Consider the following 17,387-nt stretch of genomic DNA (forward strand, 5'->3'; position numbering starts at 1 on the left):
TCCCTAGATTGCGGGCCCCGAGTGTCGCCAAAACGCTCGCGCAGGGAAAGTGCGCAGTCCGTCTATTCGTCGATGATCTGTCCCCGGTAGACCCGGCGCCGTTGCGGTTCCACGCGGCGCTCCGGCGTGTCCGGGGCCGCGCTCGGCGGTGCCAGGTGTCCCGAACGGTGTAATTCCGTTCGCAGCGCAAGCGCCGCGGCCCGGGCGGTGCTCGATTGCGAGCGTGAGGCGTAGTCCAGGATGGCCTCCATGAAGTCCGCGTTGGTGACCGACAGCCGCGCCACCGCCGGGAACTCCGCACGCAGGTTCCGGCGCAGCTCGGCGGCCAGACTCAAGCTCTTGCGATCGTGCATACCCGTCCCCAACCGTTGATTCGTCCGTCCATCATCGTATGCAAGCGGGATGCCATGGGTTTGGTCCCGGCTTGGGCGATATGCGCGGGTACCTGTTGCATCCACGGTGTGCAGAAGGGCGTGCCCCTGCACCGACAATGGGCCCCACCCGGCAACCGCTGCGGGTATGGCGGCGCTTGCGAAGCGGGCTTCACCGCCCTATGTTGCGGGCCATGGAAACGCCCACCGTCCCCGCCTCCATCCGCCGCCTGGCCGGCCGTGCCATCGCGGACTTCGACATGATCCGCGAGGGCGACCGCATCTTGGTCGGGTTGTCCGGCGGCAAGGATTCGCTGACGCTGCTGTGGCTGCTGCATGGCCTGGCGCGGCGGGCGCCCGTGCGCTTCGAGGTCGGCGCGGTCACGATCAATCCGGAGATCGAGGGCTTCGAGCCGCAGCAGCTGATGGACTATCTCGGCGGGTATGGCATCCCGTACTACTTCGTCTCCGAGCCGATCGCGGAGCTGGCCGGCGAGCACATGGACAACGACTCGTTCTGCTCCTTCTGCTCGCGCATGAAACGCGGCCTGATGTATCGCACCGCGCGCGAACACGGCTACAACGTGCTGGCCCTCGGCCAGCACCTGGATGACCTGGCCGAGAGCTTCATGATGAGTGCCTTCCACGGTGGCCAGCTGCGCACAATGAAGGCCCACTACGCGATCGACGCGGGCGACCTGCGGGTGATCCGCCCGCTGGTCTATGTGCGTGAACGCCAGACTCGCGATTTCGCCGAGGCCGCCGGGCTGCCGGTGATCCTGGACAACTGCCCGGCCTGCTTCGCGATGCCCACCCAGCGCGAACACATGAAGCAGCTGCTTGCGCAGGAAGAGGCACAGCACCCGCGGTTGTTCCGCAACCTGCGCACCACCCTGAAGCCGCTGATGACCGAGGGCGGCATCCCGCCGCGGACCCTGGCCGACCCACCCGAATCCCGCGATCATGGCCGAACGCCGGCATCTGCGTGACCGGCTGATCGCCGGCGGTCTGCGCCTGCTCGCCCGCCTGCCGCTGCGCGTGAATCATGCGCTGGGCGGGTTGCTCGGCGCGCTGGCCTGGTACTGGCCGACGCGCTCCGCCCGGATCACCGGCCGCAACCTCGAACTCTGTTTCCCGGACAAGGACACCGCCTGGCGCCGTCGGGTCGGGCGTCGATCGCTGATGGCGATGGGCCGGGCGCTGACCGAGTCCCCCTGGCTCTGGCAGGCCTCGCCGCAGACTCTCTCACGACTGGCGGTCGAGCCGCCCCGCTACGCCCGCCTGCGCGAACGCGAGGGCGGGCGGGCACTGTTCCTGTGCGCCCCGCATCTGGGTTCCTGGGAGTTCGCCGGGCTGCAGGCCGCCTGCCACGGGCCGATGGCCACCCTGTTCAGCCCGTTCAAGACCCCCGAGATCGACCGCTGGGTGCGCGAGGCCCGCGCCTCGACCGGCGCGACCCTGGCCCCGGCCGACCGCTCCGGGCTGCGCGTGCTGCAGCAGGCGCGCGATCGCGGCGAGATCATCGGTATCCTGCCCGACCAGAGCCCGAAGGGCGCCTCCGGTACGCATGCACCGTTCTTCGGCCGCCCGGCGCTGACCATGACCCTGCTGCCGCGCCTGCTGCGCGGGCGCGAGGACCATGTCGTGTTCCTGTTCGCCGAACGTCTGCCGAAGGGGCGCGGGTTCCGCTATCACGAGATCGAGGCCGGGCCGGAGGTCGCCGACCGCGACTTTGCCCGCGCGGCGGCCGCGATCAACGCCCATGTGGAGGCCCTGGTCCGGCGCTGCCCGGAGCAGTACAACTGGGCTTACAAGCGTTTCCACCCGGCCCCCGAGGGTCAGCCCAGCCCTTATAGAAGCGCTGAATAAAGCCATCCTGGCTTTCGGAGCCGCACGCGGCGCTACAACGTTCTGTATGTCTTTGCACGGGTAAAGGGGGTTTGCGGCTTGCTTCGGAACCAACCACTACGGTGGCCGGTTCCGGCGGCACGTACCTGTGCCGCCGGGAAACGCCGATAAATCAGCGTTTCCCGGTCGCTGAAACGCGGTCGGGTCGGATCCCGCGCACAAAAAAGCCGCCGGACCCGGAGGTCGCGGCGGCCAGTGCCTCTGGCCCCGAGGGGCCGGAAGCGGATGCCTTACAGGCTGAAGTACATGTCGAACTCGACCGGGTGGGTGGTCATGCGCATGCGCGTGACTTCTTCCATCTTCAGGTCGATGTAGGCATCGATCATGTCGTCGGTGAACACTCCACCCTGGGTCAGGTACTCGCGGTCCTGGTTCAGGGCTTCCAGCGCCTGGTCGAGCGAATGGCAGACCTGCGGGATGCCCTTTTCCTCTTCCGGCGGCAGGTCGTAGAGGTTCTTGTCCATCGCGTCGCCCGGGTGGATCTTGTTCTGGATACCGTCCAGACCGGCCATCAGCATCGCGGCGAACGCCAGATACGGGTTGGCGGTGGAGTCCGGGAAGCGCAGCTCGATGCGGCGGGCCTTCGGGCTCATCACGAACGGGATGCGCAACGACGCGGAACGGTTGCGCGCGGAGTAGGCCAGCATCACCGGCGCCTCGAAGCCCGGCACCAGACGCTTGTAGCTGTTGGTGGACGGGTTGGTGAAGGCGTTCAGCGAGCGGGCGTGCTTGATGATGCCGCCGATGTAGTACAGCGCGGTCTCGGACAGGCCGCCGTACAGGTCACCGGAGAACAGGTTCTTGCCGTCCTTGGACAGCGACTGGTGCACGTGCATGCCGGAGCCGTTGTCGCCGACGATCGGCTTGGGCATGAAGGTCGCGGTCTTGCCGTGCATGTGGGCAACGTTCTGCACCACATACTTCAGGACCTGAACCTCGTCGGCCTTCTGGGTCAGCGTCGCGGGGCCGACACCGATCTCGCACTGGCCAGCGGTGGCCACCTCGTGGTGGTGCACCTCGGTCACGAGGCCCATCTCGGTCATCACTTCGCACATGGTCGAGCGCAGGTCGTGCAGGCTGTCGACCGGCGGGACCGGGAAATAGCCGCCCTTCACGCCCGGGCGGTGGCCGATGTTGCCGTCCTCGTAGACGCGCTCGGAGTTCCAGGAGGCCTCGGAGGAGTCCACTCGGCAGTAGGAGCCGGAAAGGTCGGCACCCCATTTCACGTCGTCGAACACGAAGAATTCGTTCTCCGGACCGAACAGCGCGGTGTCGGCGATGCCGGTGCTCTGCAGGTAGGCCTCGGCACGGCGCGCCAGGGAGCGTGGGCAGCGGTCGTAGCCCTGCATGGTGGCCGGTTCGACCACGTCGCAGCGAATGTTCATGGTCATGTCCTCGAAGAACGGATCGATGACCGCGGATTCCGCGTCCGGCATCAGGATCATGTCGGATTCGTTGATGCCCTTCCAGCCGGAGATCGACGACCCGTCGAACATCTTGCCTTCCTCGAAAGACTCTTCGTCGAGGTCATGGGCCGGCACGGTTACATGCTGTTCCTTGCCCTTGGAGTCGGTGAAGCGGAAGTCGATGAAGCGCACTTCCTTTTCCTGGATCTGCTTCAGCACGTCGGCTGCGGACATGGGAGTCTCCTTAAGGTTTGCTCTTGGTCTTTGGATTCGCCGCATCGATTCGAGGTCGGGCGGCGTTGAAGCGGTTCTATGCAGGCATCATGCCACTTCGCCCGGATGGCCCTGTGACGGAGGTCCAGGGCCTGCCAGACGAGCGCCGAACGTGGCGTTGCACGATATCCGTGCGACATTGGCACCACATTAGTGCATCAAGGCTTTTGTTGCACACCTGTAGTGCACGGGCGGTAGAGGATCTTCACCTCGCCCAACCGCCCCTTGAGGCGCGGGTGGCCTTGCAGCAACTGTGACAGGGTCTCGCCACGCGCGTTCAGGTCCGCAAGCGAAGATGCCCCGTCAAGGCGCAGGGTCAGGGTCAGGTGAATACGCCCGTTCAAATAGTGCAGGGAAAGGTGCTCCAGCGACTCCAGCTCCGGGGCATCCATCCAGGCCTCGCGCACCGCTTCGGCGACATCCGGACGCAGGGGCAGATTCGAGCTGCGCGCCTGCTCCTCGTCGTTCTCCGGGTCAACGTGAACGGTAAAATCGCGCAGGCGCTCGTGGCGCTGCGTGACGGCCCAGTACACAGCATCGGCGATCCGGTGCCCTTCGGAAACCGAGATCATCGGGGCGACCTGAATATGCACATCGGCGACCACGTCGCTCCCGTGACGCCGCGTGCGCAACATGTGCGCATCCTTCACCCCGGGCACTTCCATGATGGTGTGATGGATGCGCAGGACCTCGTCCCGGTCCAGTGCCGTGTCGATCAGTTCGGCGGCGCTGCGTACGATCAGGCGTCCGGCGATATGCAGGATGAACAGGGCGACGATCAGCGCGGCCAGGGCGTCGGCCCACGGGAAGCCTGCGACCGCGGCTCCGACCCCGACCAGCACGAACAGCGACGAGATCGCATCCGTGCGGTGGTGCCAGGCGTTGGCATCCAGCATGCGCGACCCGATCCGTTTCGCGACCCGGTGGGTGTACTGATAAAGCCCTTCTTTGGCCACCAGCGTCAGCACCGCAAAGGCGAGCGCGGCCGGGGCCGGTCCGGTCGCGGCTGCGGTATCCACCAGCCGTTGCCCCGCGGCCCAGGCGATCCCGAGGCCGGCCAGCGCCAGAAACACGCCGACGACCACGGTGGCCAGGGTCTCGATGCGCCCGTGTCCGTAGGGGTGGTCATGGTCGGGCGAGGCGGCGGCCTTGCCGGCGGCGAACAGCACCACACCATCGGTGATCAGGTCCGACAGGGTGTGTACGCCGTCGGCGATCAGGGCCTGCGAGTTCAGCAGCCATCCGCTCAAAAGCTGTGCCAGGGCGAGGAAGGCATTCACCACCGCACCCACAACGGTCACCCGGCGCGTGGCACGGTAGCGCCGGCCGTTTTCTGGCGTGACTGCGGTTTCGGAGTTGGCGTGGGGATTGCTCAGGGCGGCTCTCCCGAAGAGAATCCAGACCCCAGTATGGGCGTGCTTCCGCCACATGCAAGACGCTTGCACGGCCGTCAGCGGTGGCCGCAGCCGGAGCCCGGCCGATATACTGTCTGCTTTGCCCTGATCCGGGACCCCGCATGTCGCAAGAACGCAATCCGTCCAGCAGCCGCCCGACCTTCCAGGACCTGATCCGTCGCTTGCAGGACTACTGGAACGACCACGGCTGCGTGGTCCTGCAGCCCTACGACATGGAGATGGGGGCCGGCACCTTTCATCCGGCGACCTTCCTGCGCTCGATCGGGCCGGAGCCGTGGCGTGCGGCCTATGTGCAGCCCAGCCGCCGTCCGACCGACGGGCGCTACGGCGACAACCCCAACCGCCTGCAGCACTACTACCAGTTCCAGGTGCTGCTGAAGCCGTCGCCACCGGACATCCAGGATCTCTACCTCGGCTCCCTGGAGGCGCTGGGCTTCGACACGCTCACCCACGACGTGCGCTTCGTCGAGGACAACTGGGAATCCCCGACCCTCGGTGCCTGGGGCCTGGGCTGGGAGGTCTGGCTGAACGGCATGGAGGTCACCCAGTTCACCTACTTCCAGCAGGTGGGCGGGCTGGACTGCCACCCGGTCTCCGGCGAGATCACCTACGGGCTGGAGCGTCTGGCGATGTACCTGCAGGGGGTGGAGAGCGTGTTCGACCTGGTCTGGACCGTCGGCCCGGACGACCGCCCGGTGACCTACGGGGATGTCTATCACCAGAACGAGGTGGAGCAGTCCGCCTACAACTTCGAGCACGCCGATCGCGATGCCCTGTTCGCCGCCTTCGATCAGCATGCGAACGAGAGCGACCGCATGATCGAGCTGGGCCTGCCGCTGCCGGCCTACGAACAGATGCTGCGCGCCTCGCACAGCTTCAACCTCCTGGATGCCCGCGGCGCGATCTCGGTCACCGAGCGCCAGCGCTACATCCTGCGTGTGCGCGAGCTGTCGCGAAACGTCGCCCAGAAGTACTACGAGTCGCGCGAGGCCCTGGGCTTCCCGCTGTGCGCCGACGACGACACCAACAAGCCCGACGCCGCCTGAACCCTCTTCCCGGATCGCGCGCCCTTGCGCGCGGTCGTGATGGACCCGACACGGACCCGACATGGCTGAAGCCCGCGAACTCCTGATCGAACTCGGCACCGAGGAGCTGCCCCCCACCGCCCTGCCGCGCCTGCGTGATGCCCTGGCCGAGGGCCTGGCCACCCGCCTGCGCGAGGCCGGTCTGGAACCGGGCGCACCCGAGGCCTTCGCCACCCCGCGGCGGCTGGCCGTGCTGTTCCCCGACGTGCCCGCGCGCCAGCCGGACCAGCTCCAGGAGCGTCGCGGCCCGGCCGTGGCCGCCGCCTTCGACGCCGCCGGCGAGCCGACGAAGGCGGTGCTGGGCTTTGCCCGCTCCTGCGGCGTGGAGGTCGAGCGCCTGGAGCGCGAGACCACCGACAAGGGCGAATACCTGGTCTTCCGCCAGATGCAGCCGGGCCGCGCCCTGGGCGAACTGCTGCCGGAGATGCTGGAGGCCGCGCTGGAGGCCCTGCCCACGCCCAAGCGCATGCGCTGGGGAAGCAGTCGCACCGAATTCGTGCGTCCTGCGCACTGGCTGGTCGTGCTGCACGGGACCGAGGTGCTGGAGCTGACGGTGCTGGAGCAGACCTCCGGACGGGCCACCCATGGCCACCGCTTCCATCAGCCCGGCGCGCTGGAACTCAAGCGCGGCAACGACTACGCCGAACGGCTGCGCAGCCCCGGCTTTGTCGAGCCGTCGTTCGAGGCGCGGCGCGAGAATATCCTCGCGCAGGTGCACGAACAGGCCAAGGCCCTGGGCGGGCGCGCACTGGTGGATGCCGACCTGCTGGACGAGGTGACCGCGCTGGTGGAGTGGCCGGTGGCCCTGACCGGCGGCTTCGACCCGCGTTTCCTGGATGTCCCGCAGGAGGCGCTGATCTCCACGATGCAGGACAACCAGAAATACTTCCCGGTGGTCGACGAGGCCGGGCGCATGCAGCCGCACTTCATCGTGATCAGCAATATCGAGTCGCGCGACCCGCACGCGGTGCGCGACGGCAACGAGCGCGTGCTGCGCCCGCGCTTCGCCGATGCCGAATTCTTCTGGCAGCAGGACCGCAAGAAGCGCCTGGAGGAACGGCTGGACGCGCTGGACTCCGTGGTGTTCGAGAAGCGTCTGGGCACGCTGCGCGACAAGTCCGTGCGGCTGGAGGCCCTGATGCAGCGCCTGGCCGGCCTGATGGGGCTGGATGCCGGGCTGGCCGCGCGCGCTGCGCGCCTGGCCAAGTGCGATCTGGTCACCCAGATGGTGTTCGAGTTCACCGAGCTGCAGGGCACGATGGGCCGCTACTACGCCCTGCACGACCGCGAGGACGACGCGGTCGCGGCCGCGATCGAGCAGCACTACTGGCCACGCCAGTCCGGCTCGGAACTACCGGATGTCCCACTGGCCCAGGCCCTGGCACTGGCGGACCGACTGGATACGCTGGTCGGGATCTTCGCGATCGGCAAGCAGCCCACGGGCACCAAGGACCCGTTCGCCCTGCGCCGCGCCGCGCTGGGACTGGTGCGCATCCTGGTCGAGCGCGAGTTGCCGCTGGCCCTGACCCCGCTGCTGCAGGCGGCGGCCGAGCCGATCCGCGACCGCGTGCCGGAGGCCGACCAGGCGGTGGAGCCGGTACGCGAGTACATCCTGGAGCGTCTGCGCGGCTACCTGCTGGAGCAGGGCCAGGCACACGAGACCATCGAGGCGGTGGCCGCGGTCGCGCCCGATACGCCGCTGGACTTCGTCCGCCGCGTGCGCGCGGTCAGCTTGTTCCGCGAGCGCCCGGAGGCCGAGGCCCTGGCCGCGGCGAACAAGCGCATCCATAACCTGCTGCGCAAGGCCGGCGAGGAGGCCGAGGCCGACCTCGATCCCGAGGCCCTGGCGCTGGACGAGGAGCGTCAGCTTTACCAGGGCCTGCAGGCGGTGCGGCCGGGGGTCGAGCAGGCGGTGGCCGACGGCGACTACCTGCATGCCCTGGGCGAGCTGGCGAGCCTGCGTGATCGTGTCGATACCTTTTTCGACCAGGTGATGGTGATGGCCGAGGATGCCGCCGAGCGGCGCAACCGTCTGGCCCTGCTGCGCGAACTGCGCCGCGCCTTCGAGACCGTGGCCGACATCGGCCGCCTGGCCACGGGATAGCGCCGCCGCATGCTCCCCCTGATCCGTGGCCTCCTGTTCCAGTTCGGGTTCATCGGCTCCACGCTGGTGTTCGGCCTGCTGGTCCCGCCGCTGATCTGGCCGCTCTCACGCCCGATGCGCTATCGCGTTCTGACCCAGTGGGGGCGTTTCAACGTCTGGTGGCTGCGCATCACCTGCGGGCTGGATTACCGGGTGCGAGGAGCCGAGCACATCGACTCCTCGCGACCGCATGTGGTGCTCTCCAAGCACCAGTCCGCGTGGGAGACGGTCGCCTATGTTGCGATCTTTCCGATGCAAACCTGGGTGCTCAAGCGCGAGCTGATGCGCATCCCCCTGTTCGGCTGGACGCTGGCCATGCTGGACCCGGTCCCGATCGACCGCGAGGCCGGGCGCCAGGCCCTGGAGAACCTGGTTGCGGAGGGCCAGCAGCGCCTGGACCAGGGCCGCTGGGTGATCGTCTTCCCCGAGGGCACGCGCGTGGCTCCGGGCGAGCACGGCCGCTACCGCCAGGGCGGCGCGATACTGGCGGCACGCACCGGCTATCCGGTGCTGCCGGTGGCGCTCAACAGCGGCAGCTTCTGGCCGAAAAAGGGCCTTCGGCGCTACCCCGGCACCATCGAGGTGGTGGTCGGCCCGCCGATCGAGACCGCCGGGCGCAAGCCGGTCGAGGTGCTAAGCGAGGCCGAGGAATGGATCGAGGCCACCATGGCCGGGATCGAGCCGCGTCCCGCCAAACCGTCGTCGGAGGAGTCGCATGGGCAGTGAACCGCTGATCAGTGCCCCGCTGGTCGAGTTGCGTGACCGCAGCATCTACCGCGTGGGCGACTCGGACCCGGCCGTCTGGCTGATCGACGATCGCGAGCTGGGGGGTGTGCTGGTCAATGCCCCGGCCTACTCCGACTCCCTGCTGGAGGCGATTCGGGCGGTCACGAAGCCCGCCTACCTGTTCCTGCCCAGCCGCCATGGCGCGCAGGACCTGGATGCCTGGCGGGCGGCTGGCCTTGAGACCCTGGCGTTCGAGGCCGAGGCCCCGGCGATCCGTGCCGCCGGCGGCGAGATCGATATCGCCTTCAACCGCAAGCAGCGGCTGTCGCGCACCATTGATTTCCTGCCGATGGCCGGGGTGACCGAGGGTACCTGTGCCCTGCGCCTGAAGAATCTGCCGGGGGTCGTGTTCTTCGGCCCGGCGCTGGCACCGGGGGAGGATGGCTGGCCCACGCTGATCCAGACGCCGGAGGATCACTCCTTCGAGGCGCGCCTGTTCGGCGCCCTGGGCGTGAAGGACCTGAAGTTTGCCTACGCCTTCTGCGACCGCTTCGACCCGGCCAGCACGCAGTACGGCCCGGACGCCGACCAGCATATCCAGGCCCGCATCGAGGCGGTCTTCGACGAATAGCATCTTCGTAGGGGGTTGGGTTGTCCTGGCCTGTGGGAGCTCAGCCCTCTGGTCGATGGGGTCGGGCCGCGCCGTATCGCTCAGGGGGCTGAGCTCCCACAGGGCAGGACGATACTTGTGGGCGCAGGGGTCTGACGGAGCGAGCCGTGTATGGCGGTCAGGCGCGGGCGATCAGGGTCTGGATCACGTGGCCGGCGGCGGTCAGGCCGAAGATCGCGGGCAGGTAGGAGATCGTGCCGTTGACCGAGCGCGGGCGGCCGCCCTCGACCGGCCGGTGTTCGGTGCCCTTGCGCGGCTGCTCGATCGAGAACACCACGGGGTAGTCGAGCCGCGCGTCCATGCGGCGCAGGTTCTTGCGCATCTGCCGCGCCAGCGGACATACGCGGGTGGACTCCAGCGGGCCGACTCGCACGGCCGTGGGGTCGATGCGCCCGCCGGCCCCCATGCTGGAGATCACCGCCTGGCCGCGGCGCTGGGCCCCGGCCACCAGCGCCGCCTTGCAGGCGATGGAGTCGATCGCGTCGAGCACGAAGTCGGCATCTTCCGGCACCAGGTCGACGATGCTGTCCGGGCGCAGGAACTCGCGCTGGATGGTCAGCTCGATCTCCGGGTCGATGTCGCGGATGCGGGCCTCCATTACCGCGGTCTTGGGCTGGTCCAGGGTGGAGCGCAGCGCGACCAGCTGGCGGTTCAGGTTGGAGGCGGCGACGACGTCGTGATCCACCAGGGTCATGCGTCCTACTCCGGCGCGCGCAATGGCCTCGGCGGCATAGCTCCCGACGCCGCCCAGCCCGGCAATGAACACATGCCGGTCGCGCAGGCCGGCGGTGACATCGGGACCCAGCAGGAGGTCGGTGCGTTCGCTGTAGGGATTGTTGGACGTGCTCATGAATCCGGGTCGCTCGGGAGCCGGAGGACCCGGCGTGCGTTTTGTGACGTGATTATAGCCATCTCGGCCGGGTCGATGTCCCGCAGGCGGGCCAGATGGCGGTTCACCTCGGCGGTCATCATCGGTTCGTTGCGCTCGCCCTGGTGTCCGGCCAGTGGCTGGTCCGGGGCATCGGTCTCCACCACCAGTGCCTCCAGCGGGGCCTCGCGCACCACGCGGTGCAGTCGTTTCGCCCGCTCGTAGGTCACCGGCCCGCCGATGCCCAGGCAGCAGCCGAGATCCGCCGCCTGCCGGGCCTGCTGCGGCGAGCCGATAAAGGCATGCAGGATGCCGGTCACGCCGGGGTGCTCGCGCAGGCCCTTGAGCACCGCGTCCAGCGCGCGCCGGCTGTGGATGATCACCGGCAGGTTGCGTTCGCGGGCGATGGCCAGCTGCCGCGTGTAGAACCGCCACTGGCGGTCCCAATCGAGACCCTCCTGATAGCCGTCCAGCCCGATCTCGCCGACTGCGATGGTCTCCGGGTGCTTATCCAGCCAGGCCTCCAGGGCTTCGAGGTCCGCGTCCGCATGGTTCTGCAGGAAGATCGGGTGCAGGCCGTAGGCGACATGCAGACCCGCGTGCTGGCGGTGCAGGGCGTCGAGGTCCGGCCAGCGCGTGCGGGTGACGCCGGGCAGGACCAGTTCCCGCACCCCGGCGGCGCGGGCGCGGTCCAGCACCGCCGGGCGATCCGGATCGAACGCGTCCAGGTCCAGGTGGACATGCGTATCGATCAGGTGCACCGGCGGTGGTCCTACGGACAGGGGTAGGTATAGCGGGCGTGGATGGCCTCGATGGCCTCCAGCACGGCATCGGACAGGGTGATGTCGACGGTCGCGATGTTCTCGCGCAGCTGCTCCATGGTGGTCGCCCCGATCAGGTTGCTGGTCACGAAGGGCTGCTGGTTGATGAAGGCCAGCGCCAGCTGGGACGGGGTCAGGCCGTGTTCGCGCGCCAGGCGCGCGTACTCCGCGGTCGCGGCCAGGCCGGATTCGTTGCTGTAACGCTGGAAGCGCTCGAACAGCGTCAGGCGCGCCCCCGCGGGCTTCGCGCCGTCCAGGTACTTGCCGGAGAGCATGCCGAAGGCCAGCGGCGAATAGGCCAGCAGGCCGGCATCCTCGCGGATGGCCATCTCGGCCAGCCCCGCCTCGAAGCTGCGGTTGAGCAGATTGTAGGGGTTCTGGATGGAGACGATGCGCTCGGACAGGCCGCGGTCATGGGCGCGGATCCATTCCATGAACCCCCACGGGGTCTCGTTGGAGATGCCGATGGTGCGCACGCGGCCGCTCTCGACCAGGGCCTTCAGCGCGGCCGCGGTCTCCTCGATCGGGGTCGCGCTTGCGTCCGGCTTGTGGACGTAGCCGAGCTGGCCGAAGAAGTTGGTGGCGCGCGTCGGCCAGTGGACCTGGTAGAGGTCCAGGTAGTCGGTCTGCAGACGCTTCAGGCTGTCGTTCAGGGCCTGCTCGATGTGTTCGCGGTTCAGCTGCGGGCCGCCGCGCAGGTAGTCGATCATGCCGGGGCCGGCGACCTTGCTGGCCAGAACCACGCGGTCGCGGTTGCCGGTCTTGGCCAGCCAGTTGCCGATGTAGCTCTCGGTCAGCCCCTGGGTCTCCTCGCGCGGCGGCACCGGGTACATCTCGGCGGCATCGATCAGATTCACGCCCTGGCCGAGCGCGTAGTCCAGCTGCTCGTGGGCTTCGGCCTCGGTGTTCTGCTCGCCCCAGGTCATCGTGCCCAGGCCGATCAGGCTGACCTCGATGTCGGTACGTCCCAGTTTGCGGTATTGCATGTCAGTCCCTTGGTTCAGGTGAACAGGGTGAGGACCCCGGTGTAGCCGTACAGGCGGTTGGCGAAGATCTCGCCATTGGCGAAGAAGCCGACCAGGGGTACATCCCCCAGACCCTGCTGGACGATTGCCAGTTCCGCGCCCTCCTGGCCGAACTGATGGCGCCCGCGCCCGATGCAGGAGACATAGATCGCCCCGCGGATCCCGTTCGGGGCCTGGGTGCGAATCTGCTCCAGCATGCGCTCAAGGTCGTCGCGGGCGGCCTGGCCGTCGCGGCGCACGAACAGGATCTTCTGTCCGGGCTCCAGCAATTCGCCGACCGCGAGCACCTGCTGGTCGAGGTCCACGCCGATGATGTTGCGGACCCGGTAGTCGCCGGTGTCCGAGCCGGGGATCGGGAAGCCGACCAGGATGTACCCCAGCGCCCGCTCCAGGTCGCGCGACAGGACATCGCCGATGATGCCCTTGAATGCTGGCAGTGCTCGCTGACCATCCAGCTGGACGATGATGTTGCGCCAGGTCTCGGTCAGCTCGTGCTGGCCGGGCAGCGGGGTACAGCCCTGGCTGTGGCGTGCGGCAATCGCGACATCGTCGCGCAGCGCGAGCCCGGTGATGCCTGACGCGACCACACCATCGGCGATCTGCACAGCCCCCTCCTCGCCGGAGTGGATACCGCCGGTCGCGAACCAGGCGGTCTGGTCGCCGATCTCGGTCAGCACGGCCTCGACACCCTCCATGCGTGGATCGGCATTAAGCAGCAGGCGCCCCGGGGTGGCGGGGTCGAGGAAGCCGTCCAGGGCCTGCTTCAGCTCGTCCAGGCTGTGGACCGGACGCTGGATCACGCGCGTGGAACCGGCCGGGAAGTCGCCGATCATCAGGGTAATCGCCGGGTTCTCGTAGAATTCCTGGGTCGGCCCGATCACTGCCATGCCCATGCCGCCGACGAAATGGTCCACCCCGAGTTCCTTGCGTAGCGTGTCCATGACCAGCCGGGCATTGCGGGCCAGTGCGTCCGACACGTAGATGAACCCTACGCGCACGGTCTCCGGGTCCCGGGGCGGCAGCGGGCCCAGCCCCTGGATCAGTTCCGCGGCGAGGGCGCGCGGGTCACTGCCGCTGGCGGCGGTACTGACAAAGCGTTCCATCAACGTTCAGGACTCCATCAAAGCCCCAGCTGCTCCAGCATGCTGAGGGCCTCGTTGTCGGTTTCGGGGATGCCGCGCTGGACGGTCATCTGGTCGTTCTCCTTGAACGCCAGGCGGGCATGGTGGCGGGTGTCCAGCTCTTCCAGGAACCAGGCGATTTCGGAGGGATGGACCGCGCGTTCACCCCGCGTCAGGTGGCGCGCGAGGATCGCGTCCTCGCGGATGTCCAGATACAGCGGCTGGGGCAGCGCCAGGGGCAGCACATGGGTCTGTACCAGCCACTCGATCGGCGTGGGGCGCCGCGCCGGCAGGCGGCGACTGTCGATGCGGAAGTGCCCGCCGCCGCCGGGCTGCTTCAGCAGTTCCTCCAGCCAGTCGCCCTCGAAGCCCTGGTGCACAATCAGCGAGCGGCCGGTATAGCGGCTGCGAAAGCGCTCCATCTGTTGCGCGGGGCGCGGCCCGAACAGTCCGAACACGGCAACTCCATGAGTCCAAGTGGGATGGCCGGAATGCTAGCCCAACCGTCGGCGACCACAAAAAAGCCCCGCCGGAGCGGGGCTTGGACACCGTCGATACGGTGCTGCGATCAGCCGCGACTCTTCAGCATGTCATGGATGATCGGGGCGAGGATGACCTCCATCGCAAAGCTCATCTTGCCGCCGGGTACCACGATGGTGTTCGGCCTGGACATGAAGGAGTCGGGCAGCATGTTCAGCAGATAGGGGAAGTCCACGCCGAACTTCTTCGGCTCCTTGAAGCGGATTACCACCATGCTCTCGTCCGGGGTGGGGATGTCTCGGGCGATGAACGGGTTGGAGGTGTCCACCGTCGGCACGCGCTGGAAGTTGATGTCGGTGTAGCCGAACTGCGGGGTGATGTAGTTCACGTAGTCCGGCATGCGACGCAGGATCGTGTCCACGATGGCCTCGGCGGAATAGCCGCGTTCGGCGTTGTCGCGGAAGATCTTCTGGATCCACTCGAGATTCACGATCGGCACCACGCCGATGCCCAGGTCCACGTGCTGCGCGGCGTTCACGTCACCGTTCACGACCAGGCCGTGCAGGCCTTCGTAGAACATCAGGTCGGTGCCCGGCTGGATCTCTTCCCAGGGGGTGAACTCGCCCGGGCCGAGGTTGGTGCCGAGACGCTCGTTGTGGGCGGCCGCTTCCTCGTCGGAGTGCAGGTAGTAGCGCTTCTGGCCCTGGCCGGTTTCGCCGTAGGTCTTGAACAGGTCCTCGATGCGATCGAACAGGTTGGCCTCGGGACCGAAGTGCGAAAAGTGGTGGTTGCCTTCGTCGGCGGCCTTCTGCATGGCCTCCTTCATCGCCTTGCGGTCATAGCGATGGAAGCTGTCGCCCTCGATGACGACCGGGTTGATCTGCTCGCGGCGGAAGATCGACTCGAACGAGCGCTTGACGGTGGAGGTGCCGGCCCCCGAGGAGCCGGTGACCGCGATCACGGGATGTTTTTGCGACATGGGGTTTCTCCTTGCATAGCTTCTTGCGACGAATAGTGTACGGACGAGTTTAGAAAACGAGATTGAGCATCAACATGGCCACGATACCGAACAGCAGCGTCATGATACCGCCGGCCTTCATGTAGTCCTTCACCCGGTAGCCGCCGGGGCCCATGATCAGGGCGTTCACCTGGTGGGTCGGGATCAGGAAGGAATTCGAGGTGGCGATCGCCACGGTCAGCGCGAACACGCGCGGGTCGGCGTCCATGCCCGCGGCCTGGGCGGCGACCGCGAAGTTGATCGCCAGCGGGACCAGCAGCACGGTGGCGCCGACGTTGGACATGACTAGGGTAAAGAACGTGGCCAGCGCGAAGATCGTCGCCTGCAACACCCACGGCGGGACGGTCCCCAGCAAGTCCAACGTGTTCTGCGCAATCCAGGCGGCCGTGCCGGTGTTTTCCACCGCCATCCCCAATGGTATCAGCGAGGCCAGCAGGAATACGGTCTTCCAGCTCACCGAGCGGTAGGCGTCGTCGATACTGATGACCCCGGTCAGGATCATGCCCAGTGCGCCGGTCAGCAGTGCCACCGACAGCATGATGTCGGTGAACAGGATCAGTCCGACGGTCAGCGCCAGGAAGAACAGCGCATGCGGGACCTTGGAAGGGCGCAGTTCCTCGTGCGGGTAGTCGGAGGTGATCACGACAAAGTCGCGATCCTTGTCCAGGCGGGCAAGGGACTCCCAGGTGCAGTGGACCACCAGGATGTCCCCGATCTCCAGCGGGATGTCGCGCAGGCCCTCGCCAAAGGTCTCGCTGCCCCGCTGGATGCGCATCACCGACAGGCCGTAGGTCTGGCGCATGGCCAGTTCGGTTACGGTCTTGCCGGCGAGATTGGAGCCGGGCGCGATCGCGACCTCGGCGACCCCGGAGCGGCCGGTATCCAGGGCGTTCGCGAACACGTCCAGGCGGGTCGTCGGGCGCTTGCGCGTGTCCGCGCACAGCTTCTCCATGCGTGCGGGGCTGGCCAGCACGGCCAGATGCGAGTTGGGCTGGATCTCGTAGCCGGTCCAGGGCGCCATGCGCAGTTCGTCGTGCTTGTAGGTGCCGACGATCGCGATCCCGCTCTCGCGCTCGATCTCGGCCACAGTACGGCCGACCAGCGGATCCTTCTCGGGCACGAACACCTCGTGGATCTCGTAGGACAGGCCGTAGACGCGCTGGAAATACTCCTTCGCGCTCTCGCCCTGCGTGGCCTTGGACTTGACCGAGGGCAGCACGAAGCGGCCCAGCACCACGAAGTAGACGATCACCGTGACCAGCAGCGCCAGCCCGATCGGTGTCACGTCGAACAGCTGGAAGGGCTCCATGTCCGACGGCAGCAGGTCGTTCAGCAGGATCAGCGGACTGGAGCCGACCAGGGTGATGGTGCCGCCGACGATCGCGGCGAAGCCCATCGGCATCAGCAGTCGCGACAGGGGAATGCCCAGGCGATTGGAGATCCGGCTCATCACCGGCATGAACAGAGCGGCCGCGCCAATGTTCTGCATGAAGCTCGAGATCACGCCGACGGTACCGGAGACGGTCGGGATGATGCTCTTCTCGGTGGTGCCGCCCACGCGCATGATGAACGCGGCCACTTTGTGCATCACGCCGGTCTTGTCCAGTCCGGCCCCGATGATCATTACCGCGATGATCGCGATCACCGCGTTGGAGGCAAAACCGCTGAACAGCTCGTCCTGCGCGACCAGCAGCCCGAGCCCGGGCACCAGCGTCAGCAGGCCGAGCAACACCATCACCGAGATGGCGGCCAGGTCCACGCGGATGATCTCCGTGACAAACAGGAAGATGGTGAACGCAAGAAGCGCGAGCACCACGATCATCTCGGTGGTCAGCGTAAGGTTTTCCATGTATCGAGTTCGTGTCCTGAAGACCCGCGCCGGACGGCGCAGGGTCGGGGCCGAGGGGACTGACGGGAGGGCCTCGACCGCTGGCCGAGGGTGCGGCAGTTACCGCCAGCACTACCCCTTGAAAGCGCGGGATTATTTCATCCCGGGCGGTCGGACGCAAAAACCGGGCCGCTTGCGCCGTTCGCGAAATGCCGGCTGCCGTATCCCG

General features: G+C 67.4%; 16 protein-coding genes. 6 read left to right on the top strand and 10 right to left on the bottom strand.

The genetic code is table 11. The annotated features are described in order from the left end of the window. Positions 1 to 62: 62 nt before the first annotated feature. The gene (locus tag C935_RS0103275) at positions 63 to 353 is read right to left on the bottom strand and encodes a hypothetical protein (RefSeq protein ID WP_018861083.1); all 291 of its coding nucleotides are present in this window, start codon (positions 351 to 353) and stop codon (positions 63 to 65) included. Between the two features lie 212 nt (positions 354 to 565). Between C935_RS0103275 and C935_RS0103280 the strand changes: the two genes are divergently transcribed. Continuing rightward, positions 566 to 1,360, top strand: coding sequence for an ATP-binding protein (locus C935_RS0103280; protein WP_026278613.1), 795 nt, complete (start codon positions 566 to 568; stop codon positions 1,358 to 1,360). Beyond that, a complete protein-coding gene (locus C935_RS0103285) occupies positions 1,335 to 2,240 on the top strand; it encodes a lysophospholipid acyltransferase family protein (RefSeq protein WP_018861085.1) in 906 nt (301 codons plus the stop codon). Before C935_RS0103280 ends, C935_RS0103285 begins: the two co-directional genes overlap by 26 nt. A gap of 269 nt (positions 2,241 to 2,509) precedes the next feature. Here the strand turns inward: C935_RS0103285 and glnA are convergent, their stop codons facing one another. Together glnA and C935_RS0103295 are read right to left on the bottom strand one after the other, a co-directional pair. Further along, the gene (gene glnA / locus C935_RS0103290) at positions 2,510 to 3,919 is read right to left on the bottom strand and encodes a glutamate--ammonia ligase (RefSeq protein WP_018861086.1); all 1,410 of its coding nucleotides are present in this window, start codon (positions 3,917 to 3,919) and stop codon (positions 2,510 to 2,512) included. A 197-nt stretch (positions 3,920 to 4,116) separates the two neighbouring features. Further along, positions 4,117 to 5,388, bottom strand: coding sequence for a cation diffusion facilitator family transporter (locus C935_RS0103295; protein WP_026278614.1), 1,272 nt, complete (start codon positions 5,386 to 5,388; stop codon positions 4,117 to 4,119). A gap of 86 nt (positions 5,389 to 5,474) precedes the next feature. On the opposite strand from C935_RS0103295, the gene glyQ reads away from it, so the two are divergent. The 4 genes from glyQ to C935_RS0103315 all read left to right on the top strand — a co-directional run bounded on the left by glyQ (position 5,475) and on the right by C935_RS0103315 (position 9,958). Next, on the top strand, positions 5,475 to 6,419 hold the full coding sequence (gene glyQ / locus C935_RS0103300) for a glycine--tRNA ligase subunit alpha (protein ID WP_018861088.1): 945 nt from the start codon (positions 5,475 to 5,477) through the stop codon (positions 6,417 to 6,419). Positions 6,420 to 6,480: 61 nt separating this feature from the next. Further along, positions 6,481 to 8,562 carry a glycine--tRNA ligase subunit beta gene (glyS, locus tag C935_RS0103305; protein WP_018861089.1) on the top strand — a complete coding sequence of 694 codons (2,082 nt, stop codon included), beginning with the start codon at positions 6,481 to 6,483 and terminating at the stop codon, positions 8,560 to 8,562. 9 nt (positions 8,563 to 8,571) lie between these two features. Beyond that, positions 8,572 to 9,327 (top strand): 1-acyl-sn-glycerol-3-phosphate acyltransferase, encoded by a 756-nt coding sequence (locus tag C935_RS0103310; RefSeq protein WP_018861090.1) that lies wholly within the window; start codon positions 8,572 to 8,574, stop codon positions 9,325 to 9,327. Continuing rightward, positions 9,317 to 9,958 (top strand): hypothetical protein, encoded by a 642-nt coding sequence (locus C935_RS0103315; protein ID WP_018861091.1) that lies wholly within the window; start codon positions 9,317 to 9,319, stop codon positions 9,956 to 9,958. Before C935_RS0103310 ends, C935_RS0103315 begins: the two co-directional genes overlap by 11 nt. Positions 9,959 to 10,115: 157 nt before the next feature. Here C935_RS0103315 and C935_RS0103320 read toward each other — a convergent pair whose 3' ends face one another. The 7 genes from C935_RS0103320 to C935_RS0103350 form a co-directional block, all read right to left on the bottom strand. Further along, entirely contained in the window at positions 10,116 to 10,847 is a 732-nt protein-coding gene (locus C935_RS0103320) for a ThiF family adenylyltransferase (protein ID WP_018861092.1), read from the bottom strand. Beyond that, positions 10,844 to 11,626: a TatD family hydrolase gene (locus C935_RS0103325; RefSeq protein WP_018861093.1), complete on the bottom strand. Its 783-nt coding sequence runs from the start codon at positions 11,624 to 11,626 to the stop codon at positions 10,844 to 10,846. The genes C935_RS0103320 and C935_RS0103325 overlap by 4 nt, the downstream gene beginning before the upstream one ends. 11 nt (positions 11,627 to 11,637) lie before the next feature. After that, positions 11,638 to 12,672 (bottom strand): NADP(H)-dependent aldo-keto reductase, encoded by a 1,035-nt coding sequence (locus C935_RS0103330; RefSeq protein ID WP_018861094.1) that lies wholly within the window; start codon positions 12,670 to 12,672, stop codon positions 11,638 to 11,640. Positions 12,673 to 12,686: 14 nt separating this feature from the next. Next, positions 12,687 to 13,814, bottom strand: a complete 1,128-nt coding sequence (locus tag C935_RS0103335) for an FIST C-terminal domain-containing protein (protein ID WP_018861095.1) — start codon at positions 13,812 to 13,814, stop codon at positions 12,687 to 12,689. 17 nt (positions 13,815 to 13,831) lie between these two features. Continuing rightward, positions 13,832 to 14,290: a hypothetical protein gene (locus C935_RS0103340; RefSeq protein WP_018861096.1), complete on the bottom strand. Its 459-nt coding sequence runs from the start codon at positions 14,288 to 14,290 to the stop codon at positions 13,832 to 13,834. Between the two features lie 110 nt (positions 14,291 to 14,400). Beyond that, on the bottom strand, positions 14,401 to 15,291 hold the full coding sequence (locus tag C935_RS0103345) for a phosphoribulokinase (RefSeq protein ID WP_018861097.1): 891 nt from the start codon (positions 15,289 to 15,291) through the stop codon (positions 14,401 to 14,403). 49 nt (positions 15,292 to 15,340) lie between these two features. Continuing rightward, positions 15,341 to 17,179, bottom strand: coding sequence for an SLC13 family permease (locus tag C935_RS0103350; RefSeq protein WP_018861098.1), 1,839 nt, complete (start codon positions 17,177 to 17,179; stop codon positions 15,341 to 15,343). Positions 17,180 to 17,387 lie beyond the last annotated feature (208 nt).

The organism is Thioalkalivibrio sp. ALJ3 (assembly GCF_000377205.1).
In the GTDB taxonomy this organism is placed as follows: Bacteria; Pseudomonadota; Gammaproteobacteria; order Ectothiorhodospirales; family Ectothiorhodospiraceae; genus Thioalkalivibrio.